Origin of the sequence: Brevundimonas sp. VNH65, assembly GCF_049445955.1 — a bacterium.
In the GTDB taxonomy this organism is placed as follows: Bacteria; Pseudomonadota; Alphaproteobacteria; order Caulobacterales; family Caulobacteraceae; genus Brevundimonas.
The window spans coordinates 104,510-127,345 of the sequence record NZ_JBMSDX010000005.1 but is presented as its reverse complement, the minus strand read 5'-3'; the positions used below and the strand labels follow the sequence as shown (position 1 = coordinate 127,345).

Sequence of the window (22,836 nt, the reverse complement as noted above, 5' to 3'; positions counted from 1 at the left end):
TCGCAAACGCTTGGATGATGCGCCGCAACAGACTAAGTGAACGTCCATAACGAAAAAGGAGGCCCGGCTTCTCCCGGCGCGGGCCTCGCCTTCACGAAGGGGCTACGATGAGCGAAGACGTCAAGACCGCCACCCTCACCCTCGGCGACACCTCCATCGAACTGCCGGTCCTGTCCGGCTCGGTCGGTCCGGACGTCGTCGATATCCGCAAACTCTACGGCGGCACCGGCGCCTTCACCTTCGATCCCGGCTTCACCTCGACCGCCGCCTGCGAGAGCGGCCTGACCTATATCGACGGCGACGAGGGCGTGCTGCTGCACCGCGGCTATCCGATCGATCAGTTGGCGTCGCAGTCCAACTTCGTCGAAGTCTGCCACCTGCTGCTGCACGGCGAACTGCCGTCGGCCGAGCAGTGCGAGAAGTTCGAAAACAGCATCACCATGCACACGATGCTGCACCAGCAGTTCGATCGCTTCTTCGAGGGCTTCCGTCGCGACGCCCATCCGATGTCGATCATGGTGGGAACGGTCGGCGCCCTGTCGGCCTTCTACCACGACAGCCTGGACATCCACGATCCGGTCCAGCGCAACATCTCGGCCATCCGCCTGATCGCCAAGATGCCGACGATCGCCGCGCGCGCCTACAAATACCACATCGGCCAGCCGTTCGTGTCGCCACGCAACGACCTCAGCTACGCTGAAAACTTCCTGCGCATGTGCTTCGCCGTGCCGGCCGAGGACTATCACGTCGATCCGGCCCTGGTGCGCGCCATGGACCGCATCTTCATCCTGCACGCCGATCACGAACAGAACGCCTCGACCTCGACCGTCCGCCTGGCCGGTTCCTCGGGCGCCAATCCGTTCGCCTGTATCGCCGCCGGCATCGCCTGCCTCTGGGGCCCGTCGCACGGTGGGGCCAACGAAGAAGCCTTGACGATGCTCAAGGAGATCGGCACCCCTGACAAGATCCCGGAGTTCATCCAAGGCGTGAAGGACCGCAAGTACAAGCTGATGGGCTTCGGCCACCGCGTGTACAAGAACTACGATCCGCGCGCGAAGGTCATGCAGGAAAGCGCCTATGAGGTGCTGGCCGCGACGGGCCGCGAGAACGATCCGCTGTTCCAGGTCGCCAAGGAGCTGGAGAAGGTCGCGCTGAACGACGAATACTTCACCTCGCGCAAGCTGTTCCCGAACGTCGACTTCTATTCGGGCATCACCCTGTCGGCGATGGGCTTCCCGACCTCGATGTTCACTGTCCTGTTCGCCCTGGCCCGCACCGTCGGCTGGATCGCCCAGTGGCAGGAAATGATCGGCGACCCTTCGCAGAAGATCGGCCGCCCGCGCCAGCTCTACACGGGCCCGACCCAGCGCGACTACACCCCGATCAGCCAGCGCGGCTGAGCCCGGGTCTCCACCTGATCGAAAACCCCGTCCGGTCCGCCGGGCGGGGTTTTTCTATGCCGTCAGCTCAACCCTGGTCGTCCACCCGTCATACGCCACCTCGACATTCGCCGGCACGCGGCGAGACAGGTCGGCGTAGTCCAGATCGATATGCAGATTGGTCAGGACGGCCCGCTCCACTCCGGCGCGCGCGATCCATTCCAGCGCCCGATCGACATGGGCGTGGGTGGGATGGGGCGTCCAGCGCAGGGCGTCGACGATCCATAGGCGGCATCCGCTCACCGCCGCGATGGCCGCCTCATCGAGGTCCGACACATCGCTGGAATAAGCCACCTCCCCCAGACGATAGCCGACGGAACGGATCGGCCCGTGCGCCTGGTCGAAAGTCACGACGGGGATCGAGCCGCCCGCTCCGTCCACCGTCCAGGACGTTCCATGCTCCGGGATCAGATGGGCGTCCAGCAACGCCGGATACCCCTCCTTGCTCTCGAAGATATAGTCGAACCGCCGCGTCAGGGCCTCATGGGTGGCGGCGTCCATCCAGGCCGGCAGCCGCTTGCGACGCCGCATGACGAAGGTGCGCAAGTCGTCGATCCCGTGTGTCTGGTCCGCGTGATCATGGGTGTAGAGCACGGCGTCCAGGCTGGTGATCCCGTTGGCCAGCGCCTGTTCGCGCAGGTCCGGCGAGGTGTCGATCAGGACACTGGTTGTCCCTTCGGGCCCATGCCGTCGCGCCAGCATCGAGCACCGCGTGCGGCGGTTCCTGGGATCGGCCGGATCACAGGCGCCCCAGTCGCCGTCCCCGCGCGGCACCCCGCCCGACGACCCGCACCCCAGGATGACGATCTCCAGTTCGTCAGTCATGCCGAGGCCGGCCGGGGGACGGTGTGGAACAGATTGAAGAAGGCGTCGGTCGTGCGCGCCAACGCCTCTTCCCGCGACCAGCCGCGCACCTCCGCCAGGGTCTCCAGCACCCGCCCGATATAGGCCGGCTCATTGCGCCGTCCTCGATGCGGCGTCGGGGCCAGATAGGGGCAGTCGGTTTCGACGATGATCCGGTCGGCGGGCATGCCGCGAATGACTGCCCGCACCTCTTCCGCCGCCTTGAAGGTGGCGATGCCCGACACCGAGAACCATCCGCCCAGTTCAGCTGCCAATTCCGCCAGTTCCGCCCCACTGGTGTAGCAATGCATCAAGAACTTGAACGCCCCCTCGGCCTGTTCCTCCTTCAGGATCCCGGCCATCACGTCGTCGGCCTCCCGCGTATGCACCACCAGCGGCAGACCGGTTCGGCGCGCCGCCCGCACATGGACGCGGAACACCTCGGCCTGCACCTCTCGCGGGCTGAGGTCATAGTGGAAATCCAGACCGCACTCGCCGATCCCGACCACGCGCGGGCGCGCGGCCAGATCGACCAGCCGGTCGTCGCTCAGCCCCTCATAATGGCGCGCCTCATGCGGATGCACCCCGACCGTGCACCAGATGTCGTCATGCGCCATGGCCAGGCCGTGGGTCGCCTCGAAGGTCGACAGCCGATCCGAAATCTCGACCATCATCCCCACCCCGGCCTCGCGCGCCCGAGCGATGACGGCGTCGCGGTCCTCGTCGAACTGCGGCGCGTGCAGGTTCACATGACTGTCGATCAGCATCGTCTATCCGTTCAGGGCGGCGCGCGCCCGCGTCCGCTCGAGCGCCGACAGCGCCCCGGCCAGGGCGTCGCCGCGATCCAGGTTCAACCCCGCCGTCCGGCCGGGAATCTCGCTCAGTTCCGTCCAGAGATCGGCCCAGTCTCGACCGGCCTCCGGCGCCTCAAGCGCTCGCTCCCGCACCGCGGCGATCAGGCGATCCATGATCCGCTCGAACCGCGCCGGTCCCTCGGCGCCGCGAAAGCCGTCAGCGACGGCCAGAGCCTCGGCCCTATCCTCCAGCCCCTGATGCACCCAACGGCGCGCCAGTTGATCGGCTTCCGACGTCTCCGGCCCCGCCAGGGCCAGCGCCGCGCCGGGCGATCCGCCCGCCATGGCCGCCAGCCGATCGGCCTGTTCCGGGTCGGCCGCGCCGCGCCGGACCAGCAGGTCGGCGACCGCCGTCGTCGGCCACGGCCTGAAGGCCAACCGCCGACACCGCGACCGGATCGTGGCCAGCAGCCGCCCCGGCGAATGGCTGACCATCAGCAGCACGCCATGTTCGGGCGGTTCCTCAAGAATCTTCAACAAGGCATTGGCGGCGTTGATGTTCAGATCGTCCGCCGCGTCGATGATGGCGACCCGCGCCTGGGCCTGGGAAGGGCTTTTGGCGAAGAATTCCGGAAGATCGCGCGCCTGATCGACCGAGATCGACTTCTTCACCTTGCCGCCCTCGGCCAGCCGCTCCAGCACCAACAGGTCGGGATGGGACTGCGCTGAAATCAGCCGACTGACCGGATCGTCCGGCCGCGCCCCCAGCGGTCCGCGCGATGGGTCGGGCGCCGCCCCCAGCAGTCGCCGCGCCGCCCGATAGGCGAAGGTCGCCTTGCCCAGCCCTTCCGGCCCCGTCAGCAGCCAGGCGTGATGCAGCCGTCCTCGCGCCCGCGCATCCTCGAACGCCGCCTCCGCCTCGCGCGACGGCGCCAAATCGAATCGATCGCGCGGATGGTCGTCGCTCATGGCAGGACCGGCTCCACCGCCCGCCAGACGCGATCGAACACCACGTCGGCGTCGCCTGTGGCGTCGATCAGGCGACACCGCTCCGCATGGGCGGCCGCGATCGCCAGGAATCCGTCGCGCAGTCGCTGATGAAAGGCCAGTCCCTTGCTCTCGAACCGCAGATCCGCCCCGCCGCGCGCCAGGGCCCGCTCCAGCCCCACCTCGACCGGCATGTCGAAGATCAGCGTCAGGTCCGGCTGCGTCTCTCCCACGACATGGGCGTCCAGGCCCTCGATGAAATCCAGCGGCGCGCCGCCGCCCGCGCCTTGATACGCCCGGCTGGAATCGGCGAACCGGTCGCACACCACCCAGGCGCCCCGGGCCAGCGCCGGCCGGATGGTGCGCTCCAGATGGTCCGAGCGCGACGCATACATCAGCAGGGTCTCGGTCGTGGCCGACCAGCGGTCCGCCGCGCCGTTAAGGGCCAGGGCGCGGATTTCTTCGGCGCCGGGCGATCCGCCGGGCTCGCGCGTGCGGACCACGTCCAGCCCCCTCGCTTGCAGGGCCGCGACCAGCCGCACCGCCTGGGTCGATTTTCCGGCGCCCTCGCCGCCTTCCAGGGTGATGAATCTGCCGCGTGTCACCGCGCCACTAATGGCGAGGCGAACGCCAAGAGCAACCCCGCGAAAGACCTCAGCGGCCGGAAATCAACAGGGCGTCGCGCACGCCCCGCGCCACTGCGCCCTGACGCGCCTGTTCTGCGCTGTTGGCGTCGTCCCAGGGCCCGATCATGATCCGAAACAGATCCCGGCCGCCGACCGCCGCCCGCTCGACCCGCGCCCTGTCACCCAGCGATTCGGCGGCGACCTGCGCAACCGTCCGGTCGGAATAGGCGCCGGCCTGAACCCAGAACGGCCCCTCCCGCACCGAGGCCGATGAGCTTACCGGCACAGGCGTCCGCCCGGCGTAGCGAACCTCGCCGACCCCGCCGCCTCTCGGCGCCCTGCCCAGATACCGCACGCGGACCCGGCCCACGCCCTGCTGCAACATGCCCAGTTCCGAGGCCGCCCCACGCGACAGGTCGATGATCCGCCCCTCCACGAACGGCCCCCGGTCATTGACCCTCAGCACCACGGTCCGGCCATTTGCCAGATTGGTGACCTCCACCAGCCCCGGCAGAGGCAGGGTTTTGTGAGCCGCCGTCATGGCATGCATGTCGAACCGCTCGCCCGTCGAGGTCGGCCGCCCGTTGAAGGCGTCGCCGTACCAGGAGGCCAGACCCGTCTCCTCATAGCCGGGCTGCTCGGCCGGGTGATACCAGCGCCCCCGCACTTGATACGGCCGCATCGTCCCCGACACGATCGGCGCCGGATCGCTGACGACCGGAACCACCGCCCGACCGCCGCTGACCTCTCCGCCCCGGCCGCCGCCAAAGCCCAGCGTCCCGCACGCGGCCAGCGACATCGCCGCGACAGCGACGGCCATAATCCTGACGATGCGCAGACCCGCGACCATGCCGAACCTCTCGAAATCGCCCGACAGGGTCGCAGAACGAATTTCCGTTTTGGTTAATCCGCCCTTCGCCTGCTATGCACCGCCTCCCGCCCGAGGCGTCCAGGAAGAGTGGCCGAGCGGTTTAAGGCACCGGTCTTGAAAACCGGCGACGGTGCAAGCCGTCCGTGGGTTCGAATCCCACCTCTTCCGCCATGCTCAAAGTATTTTCCTTCGTTTTGAATTACTTAGACGCCGGATTGGCTAACCGTTCGGCAGGGTTAGCCAAAGTTTGTTCACCATCCGTGCCGCCGATCAGCGCCAGGGCGTCCTTCGCGAGGCGGCGCTGATCGCGCTTCAGGGTGTAGCGGCGCACCTCTCGCGAGGTCTGGTGACCGCTCACGGCCATGATCTGTGATTCCGTAGCGCCAGCATCGGCGAGTCTGGTCAGGGCCGATTTTCGGATGCCGTGGGCAGGCGCGGTTACACCCGCCGCACGACAGGCGTCCCGAAACCAGTTCCCGAACCCGGCGGCGGTGAAGCCCACGCCGTGTTGCGTGACCAGGAAAAGCATCTGGTCTTTCGCCACCTTGGCCAGCGACGCCTTGAGTCGTGGGTGAAGCGGGATGTCCAGTTCCACGCCCGTTTTCTCTTGGCGCACCCGGATCGCGTCGCCGTTGACGTGCTGGCGCCCCATCCGTCGGACGTCGCCGACGCGCTGCGCCGTGTACAGCAGCAGGTCGAAGGCCGTGCGCTCCCGCGTCCCGACCTTCCACTTCGCCTCAAAGCTGCTGATCTCTTCTTCGGTCCAGGTGCGGTGGCCGTCGCTCTTGACCTTCAGCGGCTTGATGCCGGCGGCGGGGTTCTCTCTGATCATCTGGCGCGACACGGCAAAAGCCAGCATCCAGCGCAGGATTCGGATCAGGTTGTTCGCAGCGGTCGGCGTGGCGGCCTTCTTATCCCGCATCGTCAGGATGTTCGCTTGCGTCAGGCGGGCGACAGGCAAGTCACCGAACCCGCGCCGCACCTGTTCAATGATGCCGCGATAGGTCGTGCGCGAGGTCGGCGCCAGTTGTGACCACTCGGCAGATTCGTAGAGAGCGACCGCCAGGGCGTCGATCGTGCCGGGAATCGTTCGTTTGGCGCCCGGCTTAATCCTCGCGCCGTTGCGCGCGGCTTCATAAGCGGCGGCGAAGTCCGGCGATCCGGGAACGCCAGGGAGATAGACCGTGGGTTGCCCCTTGCGGCGGTAGCGGTAGCGCGCCTTGCCATGCCGGTCGCGAAACATGGTCACATGGTCGAAGCCTAGCATTGCGCCAACCGAGCGTCCCATGGGTTCGGCCCTTCATCCGCGTCGACACAGTCGCCGACCGGCGAATTCTCCGCCGGATCTCGCAACGGGACAAGTCGGATCGCGCCGGGCCGAATTTCCACGACATATCCAACCTTGGCCGCGGCCTTGGCGGCCCGGTCCATATCGGTTTGCGTGAAAGCTGCAGCCCGGCGCGCCATGGTCGTCAGACCTCCCGCCCCGGCGTCAGACGGCAATGGTCGAGTAGATCGCGGATTCGGTCGGCTTCGATGCGCAGGCCGTCCAACTTCAGCAACAGGCCGGCCTCGGCGGCGACCTTGCGGACACTGTGAACGGGCACGTCCAGAGTCTCGGCGACTTCTTTGATCGGTAGCAACTTCATCGGGGATTGTCCGGCTTTGCTTGGGTTCGCCAAACAACATCGTCATTCGTGAGGAAGAGTCAAGAAGCCCTTGTTTTTGCTCATCTTTCGTTTGATTTCCCTCAAACGAAATGTCGCCCACTGGCACACATGAAATCTCACCGGCGACTTGAGCGGGCCGCCGTGTCACTTATGGGCGCTCATGAAATAAATTTCGCCATGGGGGCCGATAGCAGCGCCACCGGCCCCGCCTTGGCGTCAGAACGAGCCGTTAAGCCGGATTTGGACTTTAGCCGACGGGTTCGCCGCAGCCGACACGGCGACGCCAATATACGTGTTGCCCGATGCCGTTTTCGAGACAGCGGCTTCCGCCGCCTGCCAGTACACCTTGTCGCCGATGGCGATGGCCAGGGCGCTAATCTTGGGCAGTTCAAACACGCCCACGACGTCCAGGTCGACGGGTTCGCCGGACACCGCGTCGCCGTTGGCCACGCCGAAGATCGAACCGATCAGGACGCCGGCGCCAGACAGGACGTCGGCCGGCGCAGGGAGAGTCAGCGTATTGCCGGGTTGAATGAAGTTGCGCATCAGGGCGCTCCTTTCGTTTTAAATCGAATGGTATGAGGGGTGACCTGACCAGCGATCTCGCGCTTCAGCGCGGCGATGTAGCTGGCCAGGTCAGCGGCGCGAGTCCGGCCGTACTGGATAGCCTCGCCGCTCTGGTCAGTGATCGCGACCGCCGACCGCCCAACCATGAGGTCATGATAGGCGGCCTCGGCCTCGGCCAAGCGCGTCGCTAGGGTGGTCATGGTCAGCCCGCGTTGCGGAAGGCGCCGCGGTAGTCGACGGCGCCGACGCCCAGGTCCAGGACCACGCGATATTCGCGGCCTAGGGTGTCCCACCCGTCGCGCGTCTGGATCTGCGGACCCGGCGCCGACGACAGATAGGCCATCTCCAGAACCGGCGCGGTGACCTTGTCGCCGAACACGTACCAGGCGGAGCCCAGACGCGGTTCCACGATCAGGTCGAGTTTGCCGGCGAACACGTTCTGATCCTCGGCCTTCGTGGCGTGAACCTGCGCCAGCAACATCTCGGCGAGGGTCTCGTTTTCGGGGCCCACGACCAGCCACTTGGGCGTCACGCCGATGGGCGTCACACCGTCCAGCCCCTTCTGACTGCGCAGGGCCAGACGCGCTTCGCCGATGCCCTCCAGTGACGGAACGCCGACCGTGTCGACGCTCGCGACGTTGCCGTGGTCGGCGTGGAAAAGTCGCACGTCGTCCGACATGAGAGGACCGGCGCCGCTCCCTTGGGTCAACAGGCCGATCAGGGTGTTGGCCTCGGCGGCGGCGGCCAGTTGCCCCATCTGGCGCATCATGTCGCCGAACACGCCGAACTGGTCATTGATGATGACCTTGCGCGACAGGCTGAAAATCTTGGCGAACGTCTTCACCTGATAGGACTCAGCGCCCTCGCCGAACGAGCCGTGTTTGACCTCGCCGGACTCAGTGACTTCCTCCAGGCCCGACAGTTCGCCGCTTTTTACCACGGTCACGTCGCGGAGGTCGGTCACCTCCCGCCGGGTGGCGATCTGCTTCAACGGCGACTCGGCCGCCTGATAGGCCGTGGAGAGGACGCGCGTCCCGCCTTGCTCCATCAGCAGCGGAAAATCCGACGTCGTCATCATGGCGCGCGTCAGCAGCGTTTCCGCCGAGAGCGAGTCAGTGCGCTCGCCGGCGCGCTGCAGGATGGCCCGCGCGTGATCGGCGAAGGACAGGCCGACGTACTGGCGGGCCGCCCCGGAGGCTTCCGGGCCACCCATGCGCTGCGCCAGGGCCTCCGCCTGCCGTTCCAGGATGATCGCGGGCTCGGTGTGATCGACGCCGACATGGGCGCGGATTTGCGCGTTCTGGGCGCCGCGCGTGGCCATGGCTTCGAAGGCAGCGGCGCGGGCGCTCTCGACCGTCGCCTCCGCATCGATCTGCGCATCCGCGAAGGTGCGGTCTAGGCCCGCGACCTCGGCCAGGCTGCGGATCTGGGCATTGATGGCGGCGCGGGTATCGGTCTGAACCGCCGGCGGGGTTTGAACGGCGGGCGCTTCAGGCTCCACCACTTGGGTCGACATGATGTCACTCCGAATGAAAGCCGACGGATCGGCGGGGATCGGGACCAGGCTGGCCTCAAGAAGGGTCCAGGCGGTCGCGGTTCGGGTCCGGGCGACGCCGGGAGCGGCGGGGGACTCGCTCCATTTGTCGACGCGGTAGCCGATGCTGATTCCGGTCAGGTCGCCGCGTTCGATGGCGTCCAGCGTGGCCGGGTTTGAGATGCGAAGAGTCGCGTCGATGCGATCGGCTTCAAAACGCACGTCCAGAACGCGCCCCAGGACGTCGCCGATCGACGTCTGGCGATGCGAGTCCAGAACGGGGATGCGATTGCTGTATGTGACGGCTTCGCGCGAGATGGCGAGCCGTTCGATGTAGCCGCCACGGCGCACCGGGGCGCCGGTCGACAGGGTGACTTCAACCGTACCCGCCTCACGGTTCAGACTCTCAGGCCGGAAGGCCAGGGCGGCGCGGGTCAAGGTTTCGGGGCGTTCGGCGACGTCAGTCATCGGACGTGTCCTCTTCGTTTTGTGGGGTTGCGGCACGACCGCCGAAGGTCAGGCCAAGCGACGCCTCACGGGCGCGATCGGCGGCGATCTCGGCGTCTAGGGCTTCGACGCTCCAACCTCGCTCGGCGGCGGCCTGTGTCCGCGACATGAGGCCGGCGTCGATCAGGTCGCGATAGGCGGCGGCGTCCTTCGCCGGGTCGATCCAGGGCGGCGCCGGGAACAGGAACTCAGCAGCCGTCCAGGCGCGCGGATCGCTCTCGAAACCGGGCGCGTCCAGGTCGCCGGACAAGATCAGCGACGCGACCGCGCGACCGTGAACCCGGCGCAGAAGTTGATGTGCGATCGGGCCATACTGGACGGCCTCATACCGTTGACGGAAGGCGACCAAGTCGGCGCGAATAGACGAATAGTTTGTCTTCGACAGGTCGCCCGTGATCAGGTGCGACGGCACGCCCATACCGACGGCGACGGCACGAAGTTCGGCGTTGAGGAACTCGGGCGCCTGCTGCGCCTGCTGCGGCGAGTTGAACTTGATTGTCTTACCGGCGGGCACGACTTTGATCGTCCCCGGCTCCATATCGGCGATGACGACGCCGCCTTGCTGATCGCCTTCATAGGGCAGCGCACCGCCGAGGTTCGTCGCATCCTCGATAAACCCGGCGTGCAAAGCCGAAATCTTGAAACCCCGGAGGATGGCCTCGGACAGGTCGCCGACGTCAGACAGCTTCGCCAAGATCGGCGCGAGCCATGAAACGCCCCTCACCTGCCCTGCGCCGAGCGGCCGGAATAGGTGGATGACGTCGTCAGCCGACACGCGCCGGGCGGCGGCGTAACCTGCCCAGGCGGCGGTCGGCAGTTCCGGCCGAATCCAATAGGCCACCCTGCGGCCGTAGGAGTCGAACTCGACGCCGGCGACGATCTGGGCGCCGCCGCCAAGGTCGCGGGTTTCCTCTTCGGCGAGTAGTTCGGCCGGCAACTGGCGCAGGCGCAGCCCTTCCGGCGTGTCGACCAGGGTCGCGAGCGCCTCCCCGTCGATCACCATGGCGCGCGCCAGACTGGCCTGCAGCCCGTACCAATCGGCGACTCCGTCCAGGTCGCAGGACTCAGACCAGCGATCGATCGCCGAAGTGATCGCGCCACGGGCGTCAGGGTCGGGATGCGTCGGGGTGGCGCGGGCGCCGGTTCCAATCAAGGCCACGGTCCAGGCTTCGACGGCCGATTTCGCGTGCGGGTCCTCGCCATAGACCCGGCGCGCATGACGGCGCATCGTGCCCGCGACGGCGAGCGTATCAGTGGCCACGCGCCCGCCGCTGATCGGCGTCCAGCCGCCGTCTTGAGACTCGAAGCGGCGGACCTGAAGCGGCTGCGAAGGGGCGATCATGCGCGCCAGGGACGCGCGGAAACGAGCGACGGCGGTCATCCGAGATTGGCCTTGAACTGTTGCGAGTTGGCCCGGACGAAATTCCAGAATGAGGCTTCGCCGCTCTCGGTGGTGAGGCCCTTCGACAGAATGTCGCCGGGGTCGAATACGTTGGTGACCTTGATCGACCGGGCGCCACCAAACCCACCGCCATTGGCGCGGTGACGCGGATCGCTCTCGGTCAGCACCTCTTCGTTGCGCTTGGCGATGATCGGGACTTCGTTCGGCGCCAGTCCGACCAGTCCGCCGCTGTGGTAGCGCGTCGCGCCGGCGAACACGGCCGGACTCACGCTGCGGAACATGCCGCCCGACCCCACGAGGCCGCCGGTGTGCTTCGAACCGAACAGGCCATTCACAAACCCGCTCACGCCCTTGCCGATCGACGACCCATCGGCGCCGCCGAGAGCATTGAAGATCGCGCGCTGCACGATCATGAGGGCGATCTGGCGCAGGAAGTCGGCGGCGAAGCGAAGGAAGGCGTCCCGCATGGCGTCGAACGCGTTTGCGCCTTCCGCCAGCCCTTGGGAGAAGTCGTCGAAGGCGTTGACGCCGCCGCCCACGATCATCTCGTCAATGTCCTCGGCGCTGACGACGGCCTTGGCGCCGACCTTCGCCAACTGATCGGTCAGCAAGCCGGCGTCCCTCAAAAGGGTCTCCAGGCTGAACCGCGCCAGTTCGGCCTCCGGCCCGGCGAGCCCAGCCATAAGCGCCAGGGCGGCGCGGGCGGCCTCGACCAGTTGGGCATTCACATCCGTTACGCGCTGGCGCAGTTCTTCTACGCGCAGCTGATCGCCGGTGTCGGCCGCCGTCTGCATCTCAGCGATCAGGGCGCCGCGTAGCTGTAAAAGGTCGTTGGTGGATTTCTCAGCGTCGCCGAGGCGCCGGGCGGCGGCGTCCATGTCGTACAGTTGCCCGACGATCTCGCCGAACTCGGCTTTCCGTTCGGCCGTCGCATCGTTCAGCCGTTCGGCCGTTTGGCGAGCGATGAAGTCGGCGCGGCTCTCGATCTCGCCTCGGCGCTGCGCCAGGTCCAGACGCGCGGCCTCGATCGCCTTGAGGGCGTTCTGGTCGGCGATCTCGGCGCTGTTGTCCTCACGGGCGGCCGGCGTCGGGCGCGGCAAGGCGACACGGCCCGGCGAGGTCCGATTGACGCGCGGCGGGCGGGTCGTCGTATCAGGCGCCGTCGCAAGCCTGCCTTCGGCGGCGAATAGCTTGCGCAGCACCTGATCACGCTCCTCCTCCAGGCGCGCGATATTCGAATAGGCGTCGCTACTTCCGGGAAGGCCGTTCGTCGGGATGTCGCCCAGGCCCCGATTGATGCGGTCCTGATTGCGTCGAATCTCTGCATCGATCTCGCCGTGACGCTGGCGCAGATAGCGAGCAGAATTCTTGTCGACCGCCGGGAGCATGGCGGACAGCCGGGCAACTAGGGCAATCACTTCGCCCATCTCCCGTTTGATCGCATCCCATTGAATGCCGTCCAGCATCCACTTGCCGAACGCGCCCCAGGCGTCGCCGAAGTTGCTCAGGATCTGCGACCACGATCCGTCCATCTTGGCGGCGATGTCGCCATATCGACGCTCGAAGATGGCGAAGGCTTCAGTGCGCGCCTCGGCGTCCTTCTTCGACTCGCGCAACTGCTCGATGTGCTTGCGCTCCGTGGCCGTCAGGAAGCCCAACTGGTCGTCCAGGGCCAGCACCTCGTCGGCGTTGCCGGTGAACGCCTGCGAGACGGTCTTGATCGAGTCCGCGAGGTCTTCGCCCGTGATCTTGGACAGGCCGCGCGCGGCCGTGGCGAACCGGGTCAAATAGGCGGGGTCGACCGCGTCGCGCAGGTTGGCGTTGATGACCGCCGCCGTGTCCTTCGCCTTGATCCCCATGTCCTGCAGGGTCTTGGCGTAGTCGGCGAGTTGGGTGCGGCTGTAGTCGGCGGCGTTGCCCGACACCTTCAGAGCGTTGTCCACGCCGGACAGGCGCGTCGCTTCGTCGTTCAACTGCTTGAAGCCCACGATCAGCGGCGACACGGCGAGCCCGATGGCCGCCAGCACCGGGCTGAACCGCAGCAGCGCGCCGGTCGCCTTCGGGAAGATCTGCGCGATCTGGCCGCCCTGCTGCGCAAAGGCTTGCATCGGCGACGTGCCGCTGGCGATCTGGGTAATGAGGTCATTCACCTGATACGACAGATTGGTGACCTCGTGCGGTCTCAGTCCGCCGAGAAACCCGCCCTTAGTGGCGCGAGCGGTCACGGCCTGCAGCGATGCGCCGCCGCCGAGGGCGCGGGCGTCTAGGCCGGCGAATCCGCCGCGTCCCGTATTGCGCAGCCGTGCCAGGCTGGCGGACGCCTTGTCATACTCGGCGCGCGTCTCGCGCACCGCCGCCCGCGCCGCCTTGAACGCCGCAACTTGCTCTCCGCTGGCGTTGAGGCCCGCCGCCCGCACCTCTTTGCCCAGACGGGTCGCGGCGGTGCGGGCCTGATCGTAGCCGACGGACAGGTCGCGGGTCGCGGCCACCGCCGAGGCGTACTGATCGCGCCGGGCTTGCGTCCGGTCCTGTGCCGCCTTCAGGCGCTTGAGACTGGTCTCAGCCGAGCGGACGCCCGGCGCCGTGGCGTCGTCAGCCCGGATTCGCAGCCTCAGGTCGCGGCCCTGTTGTGCCATGCGTCAGGCGCTCCCTTCGACGGGGGCGGCGGCGAGCGCGACGGTCTGCGAATGGACGGCGGAGCGACCCAGGATGATCGCGGCCATCTGGCGCTTGGCGTCCGCTAGATCATCGGGGCGTCGCGACAGAGTGCGGAAAGCAGCGACCAGATTCCCCGCCGCCCGGATGCCGGCGCGGGACAGTTCCGCATCGACCAAACACCCGACCGCTTGCCGGTCGAAGGCATCATGATGACGGGCGGGGATCTCGGCGCCGTTCGGCCCGATCTCGAAATACGCATCGGCGAGCGAGGCCAGCGCCTCGGCGTGCGCCGTCGTGGCATTGATGACGATATCGCGGGCGACGGTGCGCAGCATGTCAGCAGCTACCGGCGGCCTCGCCGCACAAGGCGCCGAGGCGAGTGTAGGGCAGCAGCAGGCGCAGCATCTGCCGCGACGCCGTGGCGTGCAGGTGGGGCGCAGCCTCAAGACAGGCGATCGTCGATGCCAGGGCGTCGGACTTCCCTTCGTCCTGCGCACATTTGGCAAGGGTGGCCTCAAGGGCGTCGCCGAGGTCATCGATAGACTCGCGGCGGAGCGTCGGACGGCCGTCGGCGCCGGGGATCAGAAAGCCGTCCAGCATCGCGGCGAGGTCGGCGCGGTTGCGGTGGCCGAAGGCGAGGAAGGCGGCCACGGGGTCAAAGCCCATCATGGTCTCAGCCCTCCGCTTCGATGGGAGCGAGCGGCGGAAGCCCGGCCCAGATGTCGGCCAGGTTGAATTCGGTTACGGCCTCGACTCGTCGGCCAAGGTGACTGACGTCTAGGAGCCGCGCGAATTCCGGCGTCATCGGCTCGGCGGGCGTGTCGCTGCGCTCAATGCGCGCCGTGTGAAAGTTGCGGCGGCCGTCGCGGACATGCCGGATACTCAGACGCCACGGCTCGCCGGCCGCGACTCGTTCGATGATCTGTCGCAACCCAAAGGCGCCGGGTGCCCCCTCGTTCAGGACCGGCCCGATGCGCGACATGTCCAAGGCGGCGGCCGGCAAGGCGCCATAGAGCGCGGCGGCGTAGATTTCGACGTCCTCAAAGCCCAGGGTCCGGCGGGCGTCCAGCACGTCGCACGGCTTCAGCCAGCCACGCGCGACGAAACTCCGCACACGCGGTTCAAGAACACTGGCGTCCTCGCCAGTGGCTTCAGCGAGGATCGCGGCGATCCGACCTATAGAATAGAGTTTCGACATGGAGGCATCCTTCGTTCGATGCCTTTAGCATTATCACCAGGTCTTAACTCATAGTTTCGAGTTAGGAACTGAATCAGTGGCCGCGTTTACTGTTTACAGTCGTCAAAATGGATTTGGCATTTGTCAAATATACCATGCTTAACCCACTGGAAACCACGCTGGCCTTTCCATGTGCTCGCCGTGACGGAGGTAGGCCGCCTCGAAAAGTCGTTACGGCGCCGACCGGGCCTCGGAAGGGTGACGGTCGGTCGGGCACATGGGTTTCTCCTTCCCCTAGGGCCTAGCGGTCGCACCTGCCGGGATGCGGCAAGGCCAAAATGTTCGATCGAACCAGGGGGCCGGTGTTGCCATGCGTCGGCCCCCTGAATATCTGCAAATCAAACAATACTTGAGTATTCAAAAGCGAAGTTTGATGTTGAAATCATTCGCTTTTTTCGCTTGTTCGGCGATTTGTTTCGTGTCTATTCTCGCCACGCCGCAAATGACTTGCAGCCTGGTGTGAAGGCCAGTTAGGAGACAGTTCCGGCGCATGTCGGAGCCGGGCGATTGTTTGGCGGGTTTCGGCCCGACCGCACCCACCTAGCGGCCTTCAACCAGCAATCGCCCGGCATCGTGTGAAGGCGATCCGGGCCAACTGGATAGGTGGACAAAATGGCCGTTTCGACTTGGGTATCTGATTGCAACGCCGGCCGCGCGATGGCCGCGAACATGCTGGCGACCGCGCGCATTGACGGCAGCGACGGTATGGCCGCCGACGCATTCTTTCATTTGAAATCCCGACTGGCGGCGGTGACGGGCGAGGACATGGGCTTTCTCGCTTACATCTGCGAACGGGCACTGGCGGGCGAGGTCGCGATCTCCGGCGGCCTACTGGCATATGAGTGACGAAATCGACATTCTCGCCGACCTCGGCATGGCGGCGCCGAAGCCCGAAAGGTGGATGCGCATGGCGGAGATTGCGCGCCTTACAGGTCATAGCCCGCGAACGATATATCGGCGCATTAGGGAGGGGTCATTTCCTGCTGGAAAGCGGATCTCGCACAAGGTCGCGGTCTGGTTAGAGAGCGATGTCACGGCGTGGCAGGCGCAGCAGCTGGCCAAATGGGATCGGCAGGTGCGGGCGGGAAAATTCAAACACCCGTAAAACCAGAACAATGCTGGAACATCCACAGGCTTTCGAGGCTGTAAATCCAAGCGACCTACCGTCAGACGATTCGACCGCCCAAAGTGACGGTGTCGAGCCGAATCGCAGAAAAGCCCGGTCACCTCTAAAGGCAACCGGGCTTCACGGACCCTGCATCGGCCGACTGGCGCACCTAGCGGGACGGCGGGGGAGAGGTAAGAGGCTCCTCCGTCGTTTCCCGACGGTGCCCCCTACCCGCGCGGCAATCAAGACCAACGTGGTCATCCTGACCACCCATCATCATGAAGGTGTGCATAAGGCGCACGGCGCACGGCGCGCGCCTCCTACCTGGGCCATCGTTCATGTTCCGGCCGCTTCACAAAGCCATCCGGCGAGCCGCGCCGACCAGCGCCATCGCAAGTCCGCCAAAGAAACTCGTTTCCCGTCCAGAGGCGACCGCAAGCCATGACCTCGTTATAGGCCCGCTCCGTCGCCCGATATTCCGGCGTCGCGGGGCGCAGGCGCTGCAGCAAGCTTCCGAGAATGTCGAGGCATTGGCGCAGCGTCGCCAGGTCGGCGTCGGTCGGCCGACGACGTCGCGGCGTCCTCACCGCCACACCTCCGTCACCGGCAAGCCCAGGCGGCGCATCTGGTCGATTGCCGCCAGCTTTTGAATGAACCCCGGTTCGCGCGCCTCAACCTCGCGCAACAGGGAACCGATACCCGCGCGCCAGTCGGATCGGCCGTCCCGTATCAGGGCCGCCGCCAGGGTCGTCAGGTGTTCGTGCGGGTCGGTTGTCGTGTGCATCGTTGCTCTCCGTTTTCGATCGACCCAGGCCGAACGATGACGAGAACAAATACGGAACGCAATACGATTGACGACTCAAGCTGTGGAAGGCTGATATGTCTCCGCGATGGGGAAGAGAGAAATCATAATCGGGGCGTTGCTGGCAGCCTTAGGCGTCGGCGGCGGGGCTGTGGTGGCGGCGTTGAGCGCCGACGCAAACCCGTACACACCATACCTTCTTCGGGGAGGGTCACTAGCGCTCGGGGTTTCGTTGGTAGGGCTTGCGATAATGTTTCGGACGGCGCCAAGAGTTGCTCTCTCGGCTGCTCAATTCGCTATCGAAGGGACGCCAGCGCGTATATTTCTAGATGGCGATATTAACACCGATGTCTTGACGGCAAAGGTCGCCGGTAGAACTAAGTTACAGATAGAAGCCATATCTAAAACTTACGAAGGGAAATGGATGAATTTAAGCGGTAGAGTAAGAAATGTTTCGAGCATGGGAAATGGCAAGACGTTGTTGCTCTTAACCCCATCCGACAGCAGAGATACATCCAAGTTTGTCGGTGTGCATCTAGATAGCCGATGGCATAGTCAAGCCGCAGCTCTTAATATTGGAGATTGGGCTTCTGTAACAGGAAGAATAAAATCACTTGAGTCGGGCTTGACCTTGAGTGACGGAGAAATCGTGCATATGGGAGAGCCACCAAAGCCCGTCTCTAATCCGCGTGCACCGCGCAAGAAGCGCGTAACTAAACCCGACGCTTAGAGGCCGAATCACCACCGCCGCGACCGCTCGCGAGACGACGTCAACCAGGATGACCGACCGACCGTCTGCAGCATCGCCGCGTCCGGTTTCGGCGGAGGCGTCACAACCTGCGCCAGTGCCTCTGCCCGTGCCTCAAGATCCTCGCCGATAAGGTCGCGAACCGCCAAGGCGTAGGTCATGCAGTCCAGCGTCTCTGCCCGCTTGCCCTTGATCCGTTCGAAGCCGACCACGGGTTGGCCGCGCGGATAACGAAGCGTTCGCCTCTCCGAAACCAGCTGCTCGAAGAACACGGGTTCAAGGCTCTCGCTGAATCGCAGGCTCTCCGGTTCAACAAGACGATCGAATAGGCGTGACTTCACCGTATCGACGCCGACCAGCCAAAGCGGCGGCCCGCTCCCCTTGGATCGCACGATCGGCGGGCGCTTGAATCCGTCCTCCCCCTTGATCGCGACGATGCGCCGACCGAACCGCGGGCCGGTGAAGGCGTGAACCGCCGCACTATGCAGGCCGGACCCGCTGTCGACCGCAGCGGCGTCAATCCTGATCGAACCGCCAAGCGGATGGGACCACGTCATGCGCAGCAGCGAGTCCAGGTCTTGCCACACTACGTCCCCGTCAAACGGGCCGTGGAAAACGCGATGATCCAAGGCGTAGAGCGCCGTGCGGCCGTGCCCAAGGATGACGACCTCCAGGCGATCGTTCTGGACGTCCACGCCGGCCGTGAGAAACAACACGTCGGGCGGAAGGGTCGTCAGCGAGAACGGCTCCCGCCGGGCCGCCAGGGCGTCCTCATCAACCTCTTCGCCGTTCGTCCGCCACACCTCGCCAAGGGTGGTGTTCGTAAACACCTGCAGCGTCTCAGGTGTCTTTTTGGCCTCAAGGAATTCGGCGACCAGGACACTCCATCGGTGCGCCTCGTGCGGCGACGCCAGGGCGTTGATCCGAAACCCCGCGTGGCCCTTAACCTCAGGCGCCGTCGCTCGCCACCGACCACGGGCGACCATGCCGGGCTGCGCCTCTTCGGTGACCACGCAACCGTTATTCGGACACCGCCAATAGGTCGTCGCCGGGTCTCGGTTCTCCCATCGGATATCGCCCCATCGAATCTCAGAGAACTCGCCGCACGACGGACACGGGACTTCCCAGATACGTTTGTCCGATTGCTCAAACGTGCGGCTGATCGGGCCCGTGTCGAAGATCGGCGTCGATCCCATGAGGATTTTTCGGGTCGGGAACGTGCGCGTCCGTTCGATGGCCAGCGCGACCGGGTCGCCTTCGGCCGTCGCCTCATACCCGTCGACTTCGTCCAGGATCAGATTTTGAACTGTGTGGCTGCGAAGATTGCGCGGGGACGCAGCCCCCACAAACTTGAGAAAGCCGCCCGGGAAGCGTCGATCATACATAGTCGATCGGTCGTCGGACGCGTCGTCGAAGAACGACCCTCGCAAGCTAGGCGAGGCTTTGACTGTCTCTTCCAGGGAGACAGCGTAGGTCCGTGCATCGGCCGAGGTCGGAAGTACGACCATGATCGGCACGGGAGTATTCCATACCCACGACGCCAACACGCCCTGCATGAGCGCACTGTACCCAATGCGGGCAGATTTGAATAAGGTGATCCTCCGGATGGACGGGTCATCCAAAGCATCGCAGATGCCGCGCTGATAAGCCCACAACCGCATTCGACCCGGTAGGGCGGATGCCCCCATCGGCAGATAGAAGTTTTCCTCAATCCAATCGGCCGTCGCGATCTTCGGCGGCGGGCGCAGCATGGCCAGGGCGTCTCGACGGATCTGCGCCAGGGTGTCGGCGTAATCAGCGATCATCGGCGAGCCTTTCGAGGGCCAGGCGAATCTCACGATCGATGACCGCCACGTCCTCCGCCGCAAGCTTTGTCGCCAGTTCGGCGCCGCATCGCGACGGGACGGCCAGGAGGCCGGCGCGGACGTCCCGCAACAGGTCCGCCCAAGCCGCGCGCACTTCGGCGACCGGGACCAGTTCACCACGCGACTTTGCGTTGGCGATTTCCAGCTTTTCAGCGGCGGCCTTCGCCTGCCGCACCTTCTCAGCCTTCAGTTCGTCGGTTGAACCCTGCCGCTTCACGCTGTCACGCATGAAATCGCAGTACGCCCGCACCGACGCGGCGATGTCGAAGGACTCGTCTTTGCGCCCGACACGTTGAAACACGCCGTCCTGTTGCAGTTGGCGGATGCGGCCCGCTGTCAGCCCCAAAAGCTGCGCCAGGGTGGCCTCCGAAACGCGGCCCATACAGGCCGTTTCAGGGTCGGCGGGGGTCACTGGTCGCGCGGAGGGCGCAAGGGGCTTCAGCGGCGCGGAATCGGGGCCTAGCAGGTCCGCCAGGAGGTCGATCACCTCAGACATCTTGATAACTCGATCTGAAAATTTCTGTAGGGAGCGAGGAATCGGGGCTCAGCGTCCCCCCGATGGGCGCCGGCCCCGGAAGGACCCGCTGCGCCTCGCCCCATGTGCGACACGGTTGGCTTGTCATTCCATGAGCGACACGACGTTGGCGGTCATCTCGGCGGACTGCCCCAGTAGGACGGACTCCCGGACCCCCTAAAGGGGGTCTCCGGATTGTCCGCCCCCCTGCAATGGGGGAACGGACAGAGTCCGGGCCTGTCCGGGGTGAGTCCGGGGTTCGAGTCCGCCCCCTCATGACGCCGATTCCGACCCGTCGAGACCGTCGCCCGACCACTCGCCGAACCGTCTGACTTGCCCGTCGCGGAACTCAATCTGCATGTCGCCGGATAGTCGTTCGATCAGCCGTCGGACGCATCGCTTGCGGCTCTCGACATTCTCAGACCCCGATACGCCGCGATCGGCCGCACATGCGGCCCGCCATTCGTCCTCCGAAACCCAAACCGGACTCGGTCCGGACGAGTCCGCTAACCTGTCCAGGATGCGCAGCATGACCTTTGCGGGTGACGCTTTCTCAGGTTTCGGAGCCGCACCGGCCGGCAGTTCATCCACCAGGGCGGCGGTGACCGTGTCGCCGTCCTCATCCTCGCCTAGGTGTTCGGTGTCGATCAGGAAGGCGACGTCACGGTCGCACGAGCCGTTGCGGTTCTTCGTGAGGACGCCCCGGACAATGCCGGACTCATCTCTTTCGACGTGCATGGCCATATCCAGCGCGCCGTTCAGCAAGGAGTGTCCGCGCGGCGTCCGCCCCTCGGCCTTTGTGCTGTGGTGGATCAGGACGACGGCCGCGCCCCATTGAGCGAGGGATCTGGCGACTGACACGACGCGCCCCATACCCTCCGCCGAGTTTTCCTCCAGGCCGGGAAAGGCCATCGCCAGCGTGTCGAGAAACACAAGGGACGGGCGCCGCGCCTCAACCGCCTCGATAAGGGCGGCAAGGTCTGGGCTGTCGTCGGCGAGTAGGTCAGAGACGCCGTCGACGACGGTGAAGCCCGGCGCATCCCCATGGCGCAGCTTCAGCGCCGCGACCCGCCCCTGCATACCGTGCGAGTCCTCGGCGGCGACATAGAACACCTCGCCGGGCTTCGTCCGCATCCCGAACGCCGCGCGCCCCTGCGCCATCGCGTAACCGATATGGGGCGCGATCAGCGACTTGCCGGCGCCGGGCTGGCCAAAGATGCAGCCGATGTCCCCAGGCGCCAGCATCCCCTTGACGATGTAGCCTCGGCGCGGCGCGGCCTCACACTCGCTCGGCGACAGGAAGGTCAGTCGCGTCGGCGCCTCGATCGGCTTGGCTTTGGCGGCGCGGTACGCCTTTGCCATATCGTACACAGTGGCGATGGTGATCGACGCATCGCGGTTGAGCCTGAACCCATCCCATGTGCGCCGCTGATCGCGCGCGTTGAACTTGTCCGACTGACGCGACCATTTCGACCAGACCTCGAACCCCTCTTCGGAGCCTTCGGCCGCATGGTGCAGCGCCATTCCAATCCGCAGCCAGTCATCGCGATCGTCGGCGGGGATATGCTGCAGGGCGTCGCGAATGCCGCCATCCACGTCGAAGGGTATGAGCGCCGCCAGGTCGTCATCATCTTCGTCGGCCGGGCCCGACATGCCCAGGTCAGCCAGTAAGTCGTCCGGCTCCGCCTCGCCGGGCGGGAGGCCGCGACGGTCCAGGCGCGGGAGTTCGTGCGCCAGGTCGATTGGACGCCCGTCGATCAAATAGGTTGTCGGCGCCGCACGATCGCTTAGGGCGCCGTAGAAATAGCCGCGCGCCCTGTCGAAACTTTCCGGCTCCAGGATGCCGCCAAGTGCGCCGTTGAGGCGTGCGACAAGGTCGCCGTGTTCGGCGGGCGAAACCGGACGCGAGGTCGGCACGATCACACGCCAGCGCGGGGCCTCTTCAGTATGATTTGGCGAGGTGTAGATCAGGGCTGCGATCCGACTTGCCGCTAGGCGCTCCATCGCCTCGGCGACGGTCATCAAACCGCGCTTTCCATCATAGTCACCCTCGACACCGTCTAGGGTCAGCAGGTCGTCATCGGAACGCTTGGCCTTGAACGTGGCCAGCTTCAGCAGCGGAAGGGTGCGCTTGATCGCGTCGCGCTCTTCGACGGTGGCGCCAGGCGACACATTCCGCCGTGGCCAGGTGTGCGCCTCGTCGGCCAACTGGCGCAGAGAGCGCGTGAGGCGCGTCGCCCTTATGAGGCTCGCCCCATCGAATCGGCTGATCTGAAGCGGCCGGTCCAACGCCGACAATTCACCGGCATCGGAACTTGAAAGGTCGCCGAGAAGGTCGTATATTTCCGATTGCGGCTCGCCGCCTTCCTGACTGATTGCGACGCCGTTCCGGGGACCAGCCGGGGCGGCGTTTCGCGTTTCAGGCGGCCCGGTCATGCCTAGCAGTTCGGCCAAGAGGTCGACTGCAGGGTTAGCCAAAGGCGGAATTTCCCCTTTTGCCGCCAATGTCGCACCATAGGGCGTTAGCCCAGACAAGCCCTTGATTTTGTTCGGTAGGGGTGCCCCCACCTCTTCCGCCATGCACACAGCTGGGGCACCTCGAATTTCCAAACCTGACTCTACGGGGCCCGCCCTTTCGAAGGAGGGGCGTTTGCCCGAAACTGA

The 22,836-nt window shown here is 65.7% G+C and carries 22 protein-coding genes and 1 tRNA gene; 4 read left to right on the top strand and 19 right to left on the bottom strand.

Annotated features, from left to right (window positions below; all coding sequences use genetic code 11):
- The first annotated feature begins 107 nt into the window (after positions 1-107).
- Positions 108-1,400 (top strand): citrate synthase, encoded by a 1,293-nt coding sequence (gene gltA, locus ACO2Q1_RS10295; protein ID WP_423329420.1) that lies wholly within the window; start codon positions 108-110, stop codon positions 1,398-1,400.
- Positions 1,401-1,454: 54 nt separating this feature from the next.
- Here gltA and ACO2Q1_RS10290 read toward each other — a convergent pair whose 3' ends face one another.
- The 5 genes from ACO2Q1_RS10290 to ACO2Q1_RS10270 are packed head-to-tail and all read right to left on the bottom strand — an operon-like array spanning position 1,455 to position 5,539.
- Complete coding sequence (locus tag ACO2Q1_RS10290) at positions 1,455-2,264, bottom strand: MBL fold metallo-hydrolase (RefSeq protein ID WP_423329419.1); 810 nt, start codon at positions 2,262-2,264, stop codon at positions 1,455-1,457.
- On the bottom strand, positions 2,261-3,049 hold the full coding sequence (locus ACO2Q1_RS10285) for a TatD family hydrolase (protein WP_423329418.1): 789 nt from the start codon (positions 3,047-3,049) through the stop codon (positions 2,261-2,263). The genes ACO2Q1_RS10290 and ACO2Q1_RS10285 overlap by 4 nt, the downstream gene beginning before the upstream one ends.
- 3 nt (positions 3,050-3,052) lie before the next feature.
- Entirely contained in the window at positions 3,053-4,045 is a 993-nt protein-coding gene (locus ACO2Q1_RS10280) for a DNA polymerase III subunit delta' (protein WP_423329417.1), read from the bottom strand.
- Positions 4,042-4,668, bottom strand: coding sequence for a dTMP kinase (gene tmk, locus ACO2Q1_RS10275; protein WP_423329416.1), 627 nt, complete (start codon positions 4,666-4,668; stop codon positions 4,042-4,044). Before tmk ends, ACO2Q1_RS10280 begins: the two co-directional genes overlap by 4 nt.
- Before the next feature lie 49 nt (positions 4,669-4,717).
- A complete protein-coding gene (locus tag ACO2Q1_RS10270; protein WP_423329415.1) occupies positions 4,718-5,539 on the bottom strand; it encodes a septal ring lytic transglycosylase RlpA family protein in 822 nt (273 codons plus the stop codon).
- Between the two features lie 102 nt (positions 5,540-5,641).
- Here ACO2Q1_RS10270 and ACO2Q1_RS10265 point away from each other — a divergent pair.
- Positions 5,642-5,731 (top strand) — tRNA-Ser (locus ACO2Q1_RS10265).
- A 28-nt stretch (positions 5,732-5,759) separates the two neighbouring features.
- Here ACO2Q1_RS10265 and ACO2Q1_RS10260 read toward each other — a convergent pair.
- The 10 genes from ACO2Q1_RS10260 to ACO2Q1_RS10215 form a co-directional block, all read right to left on the bottom strand.
- Entirely contained in the window at positions 5,760-6,827 is a 1,068-nt protein-coding gene (locus ACO2Q1_RS10260; protein ID WP_423329414.1) for a tyrosine-type recombinase/integrase, read from the bottom strand.
- Between the two features lie 205 nt (positions 6,828-7,032).
- Positions 7,033-7,209: a hypothetical protein gene (locus tag ACO2Q1_RS10255; protein WP_423329413.1), complete on the bottom strand. Its 177-nt coding sequence runs from the start codon at positions 7,207-7,209 to the stop codon at positions 7,033-7,035.
- A 237-nt stretch (positions 7,210-7,446) separates the two neighbouring features.
- Positions 7,447-7,776: a DUF2190 family protein gene (locus ACO2Q1_RS10250; RefSeq protein WP_423329412.1), complete on the bottom strand. Its 330-nt coding sequence runs from the start codon at positions 7,774-7,776 to the stop codon at positions 7,447-7,449.
- The gene (gpW, locus tag ACO2Q1_RS10245) at positions 7,776-7,976 is read right to left on the bottom strand and encodes a gpW family head-tail joining protein (RefSeq protein WP_423329411.1); all 201 of its coding nucleotides are present in this window, start codon (positions 7,974-7,976) and stop codon (positions 7,776-7,778) included. The genes ACO2Q1_RS10250 and gpW overlap by 1 nt, the downstream gene beginning before the upstream one ends.
- Before the next feature lie 23 nt (positions 7,977-7,999).
- Positions 8,000-9,799: a prohead protease/major capsid protein fusion protein gene (locus tag ACO2Q1_RS10240; protein WP_423329410.1), complete on the bottom strand. Its 1,800-nt coding sequence runs from the start codon at positions 9,797-9,799 to the stop codon at positions 8,000-8,002.
- Positions 9,792-11,219, bottom strand: a complete 1,428-nt coding sequence (locus tag ACO2Q1_RS10235) for a phage portal protein (RefSeq protein ID WP_423329409.1) — start codon at positions 11,217-11,219, stop codon at positions 9,792-9,794. Before ACO2Q1_RS10235 ends, ACO2Q1_RS10240 begins: the two co-directional genes overlap by 8 nt.
- Positions 11,216-13,876, bottom strand: coding sequence for a phage tail length tape measure family protein (locus ACO2Q1_RS10230; RefSeq protein ID WP_423329408.1), 2,661 nt, complete (start codon positions 13,874-13,876; stop codon positions 11,216-11,218). The genes ACO2Q1_RS10235 and ACO2Q1_RS10230 overlap by 4 nt, the downstream gene beginning before the upstream one ends.
- 3 nt (positions 13,877-13,879) lie before the next feature.
- Positions 13,880-14,233: a hypothetical protein gene (locus ACO2Q1_RS10225; protein ID WP_423329407.1), complete on the bottom strand. Its 354-nt coding sequence runs from the start codon at positions 14,231-14,233 to the stop codon at positions 13,880-13,882.
- Between the two features lies 1 nt (position 14,234).
- Positions 14,235-14,564, bottom strand: coding sequence for a hypothetical protein (locus ACO2Q1_RS10220; RefSeq protein ID WP_423329406.1), 330 nt, complete (start codon positions 14,562-14,564; stop codon positions 14,235-14,237).
- 7 nt (positions 14,565-14,571) lie between these two features.
- Complete coding sequence (locus tag ACO2Q1_RS10215) at positions 14,572-14,970, bottom strand: hypothetical protein (protein WP_423329405.1); 399 nt, start codon at positions 14,968-14,970, stop codon at positions 14,572-14,574.
- Between the two features lie 777 nt (positions 14,971-15,747).
- Here ACO2Q1_RS10215 and ACO2Q1_RS10210 point away from each other — a divergent pair.
- Positions 15,748-15,981 carry a hypothetical protein gene (locus ACO2Q1_RS10210; RefSeq protein ID WP_423329404.1) on the top strand — a complete coding sequence of 78 codons (234 nt, stop codon included), beginning with the start codon at positions 15,748-15,750 and terminating at the stop codon, positions 15,979-15,981.
- Complete coding sequence (locus ACO2Q1_RS10205) at positions 15,974-16,240, top strand: helix-turn-helix transcriptional regulator (protein WP_423329403.1); 267 nt, start codon at positions 15,974-15,976, stop codon at positions 16,238-16,240. Before ACO2Q1_RS10210 ends, ACO2Q1_RS10205 begins: the two co-directional genes overlap by 8 nt.
- A gap of 586 nt (positions 16,241-16,826) precedes the next feature.
- On the opposite strand, the gene ACO2Q1_RS10200 is transcribed toward ACO2Q1_RS10205, so the two are convergent.
- The 4 genes from ACO2Q1_RS10200 to ACO2Q1_RS10185 form a co-directional block, all read right to left on the bottom strand.
- A complete protein-coding gene (locus tag ACO2Q1_RS10200) occupies positions 16,827-17,027 on the bottom strand; it encodes a hypothetical protein (protein ID WP_423329402.1) in 201 nt (66 codons plus the stop codon).
- Between the two features lie 756 nt (positions 17,028-17,783).
- A complete protein-coding gene (locus ACO2Q1_RS10195) occupies positions 17,784-19,598 on the bottom strand; it encodes a phage terminase large subunit family protein (protein WP_423329401.1) in 1,815 nt (604 codons plus the stop codon).
- Complete coding sequence (locus ACO2Q1_RS10190; RefSeq protein ID WP_423329400.1) at positions 19,588-20,145, bottom strand: hypothetical protein; 558 nt, start codon at positions 20,143-20,145, stop codon at positions 19,588-19,590. Before ACO2Q1_RS10190 ends, ACO2Q1_RS10195 begins: the two co-directional genes overlap by 11 nt.
- Positions 20,146-20,445: 300 nt before the next feature.
- Positions 20,446-22,752: an AAA family ATPase gene (locus ACO2Q1_RS10185; RefSeq protein ID WP_423329399.1), complete on the bottom strand. Its 2,307-nt coding sequence runs from the start codon at positions 22,750-22,752 to the stop codon at positions 20,446-20,448.
- Between the last annotated feature and the right edge of the window lie 84 nt (positions 22,753-22,836).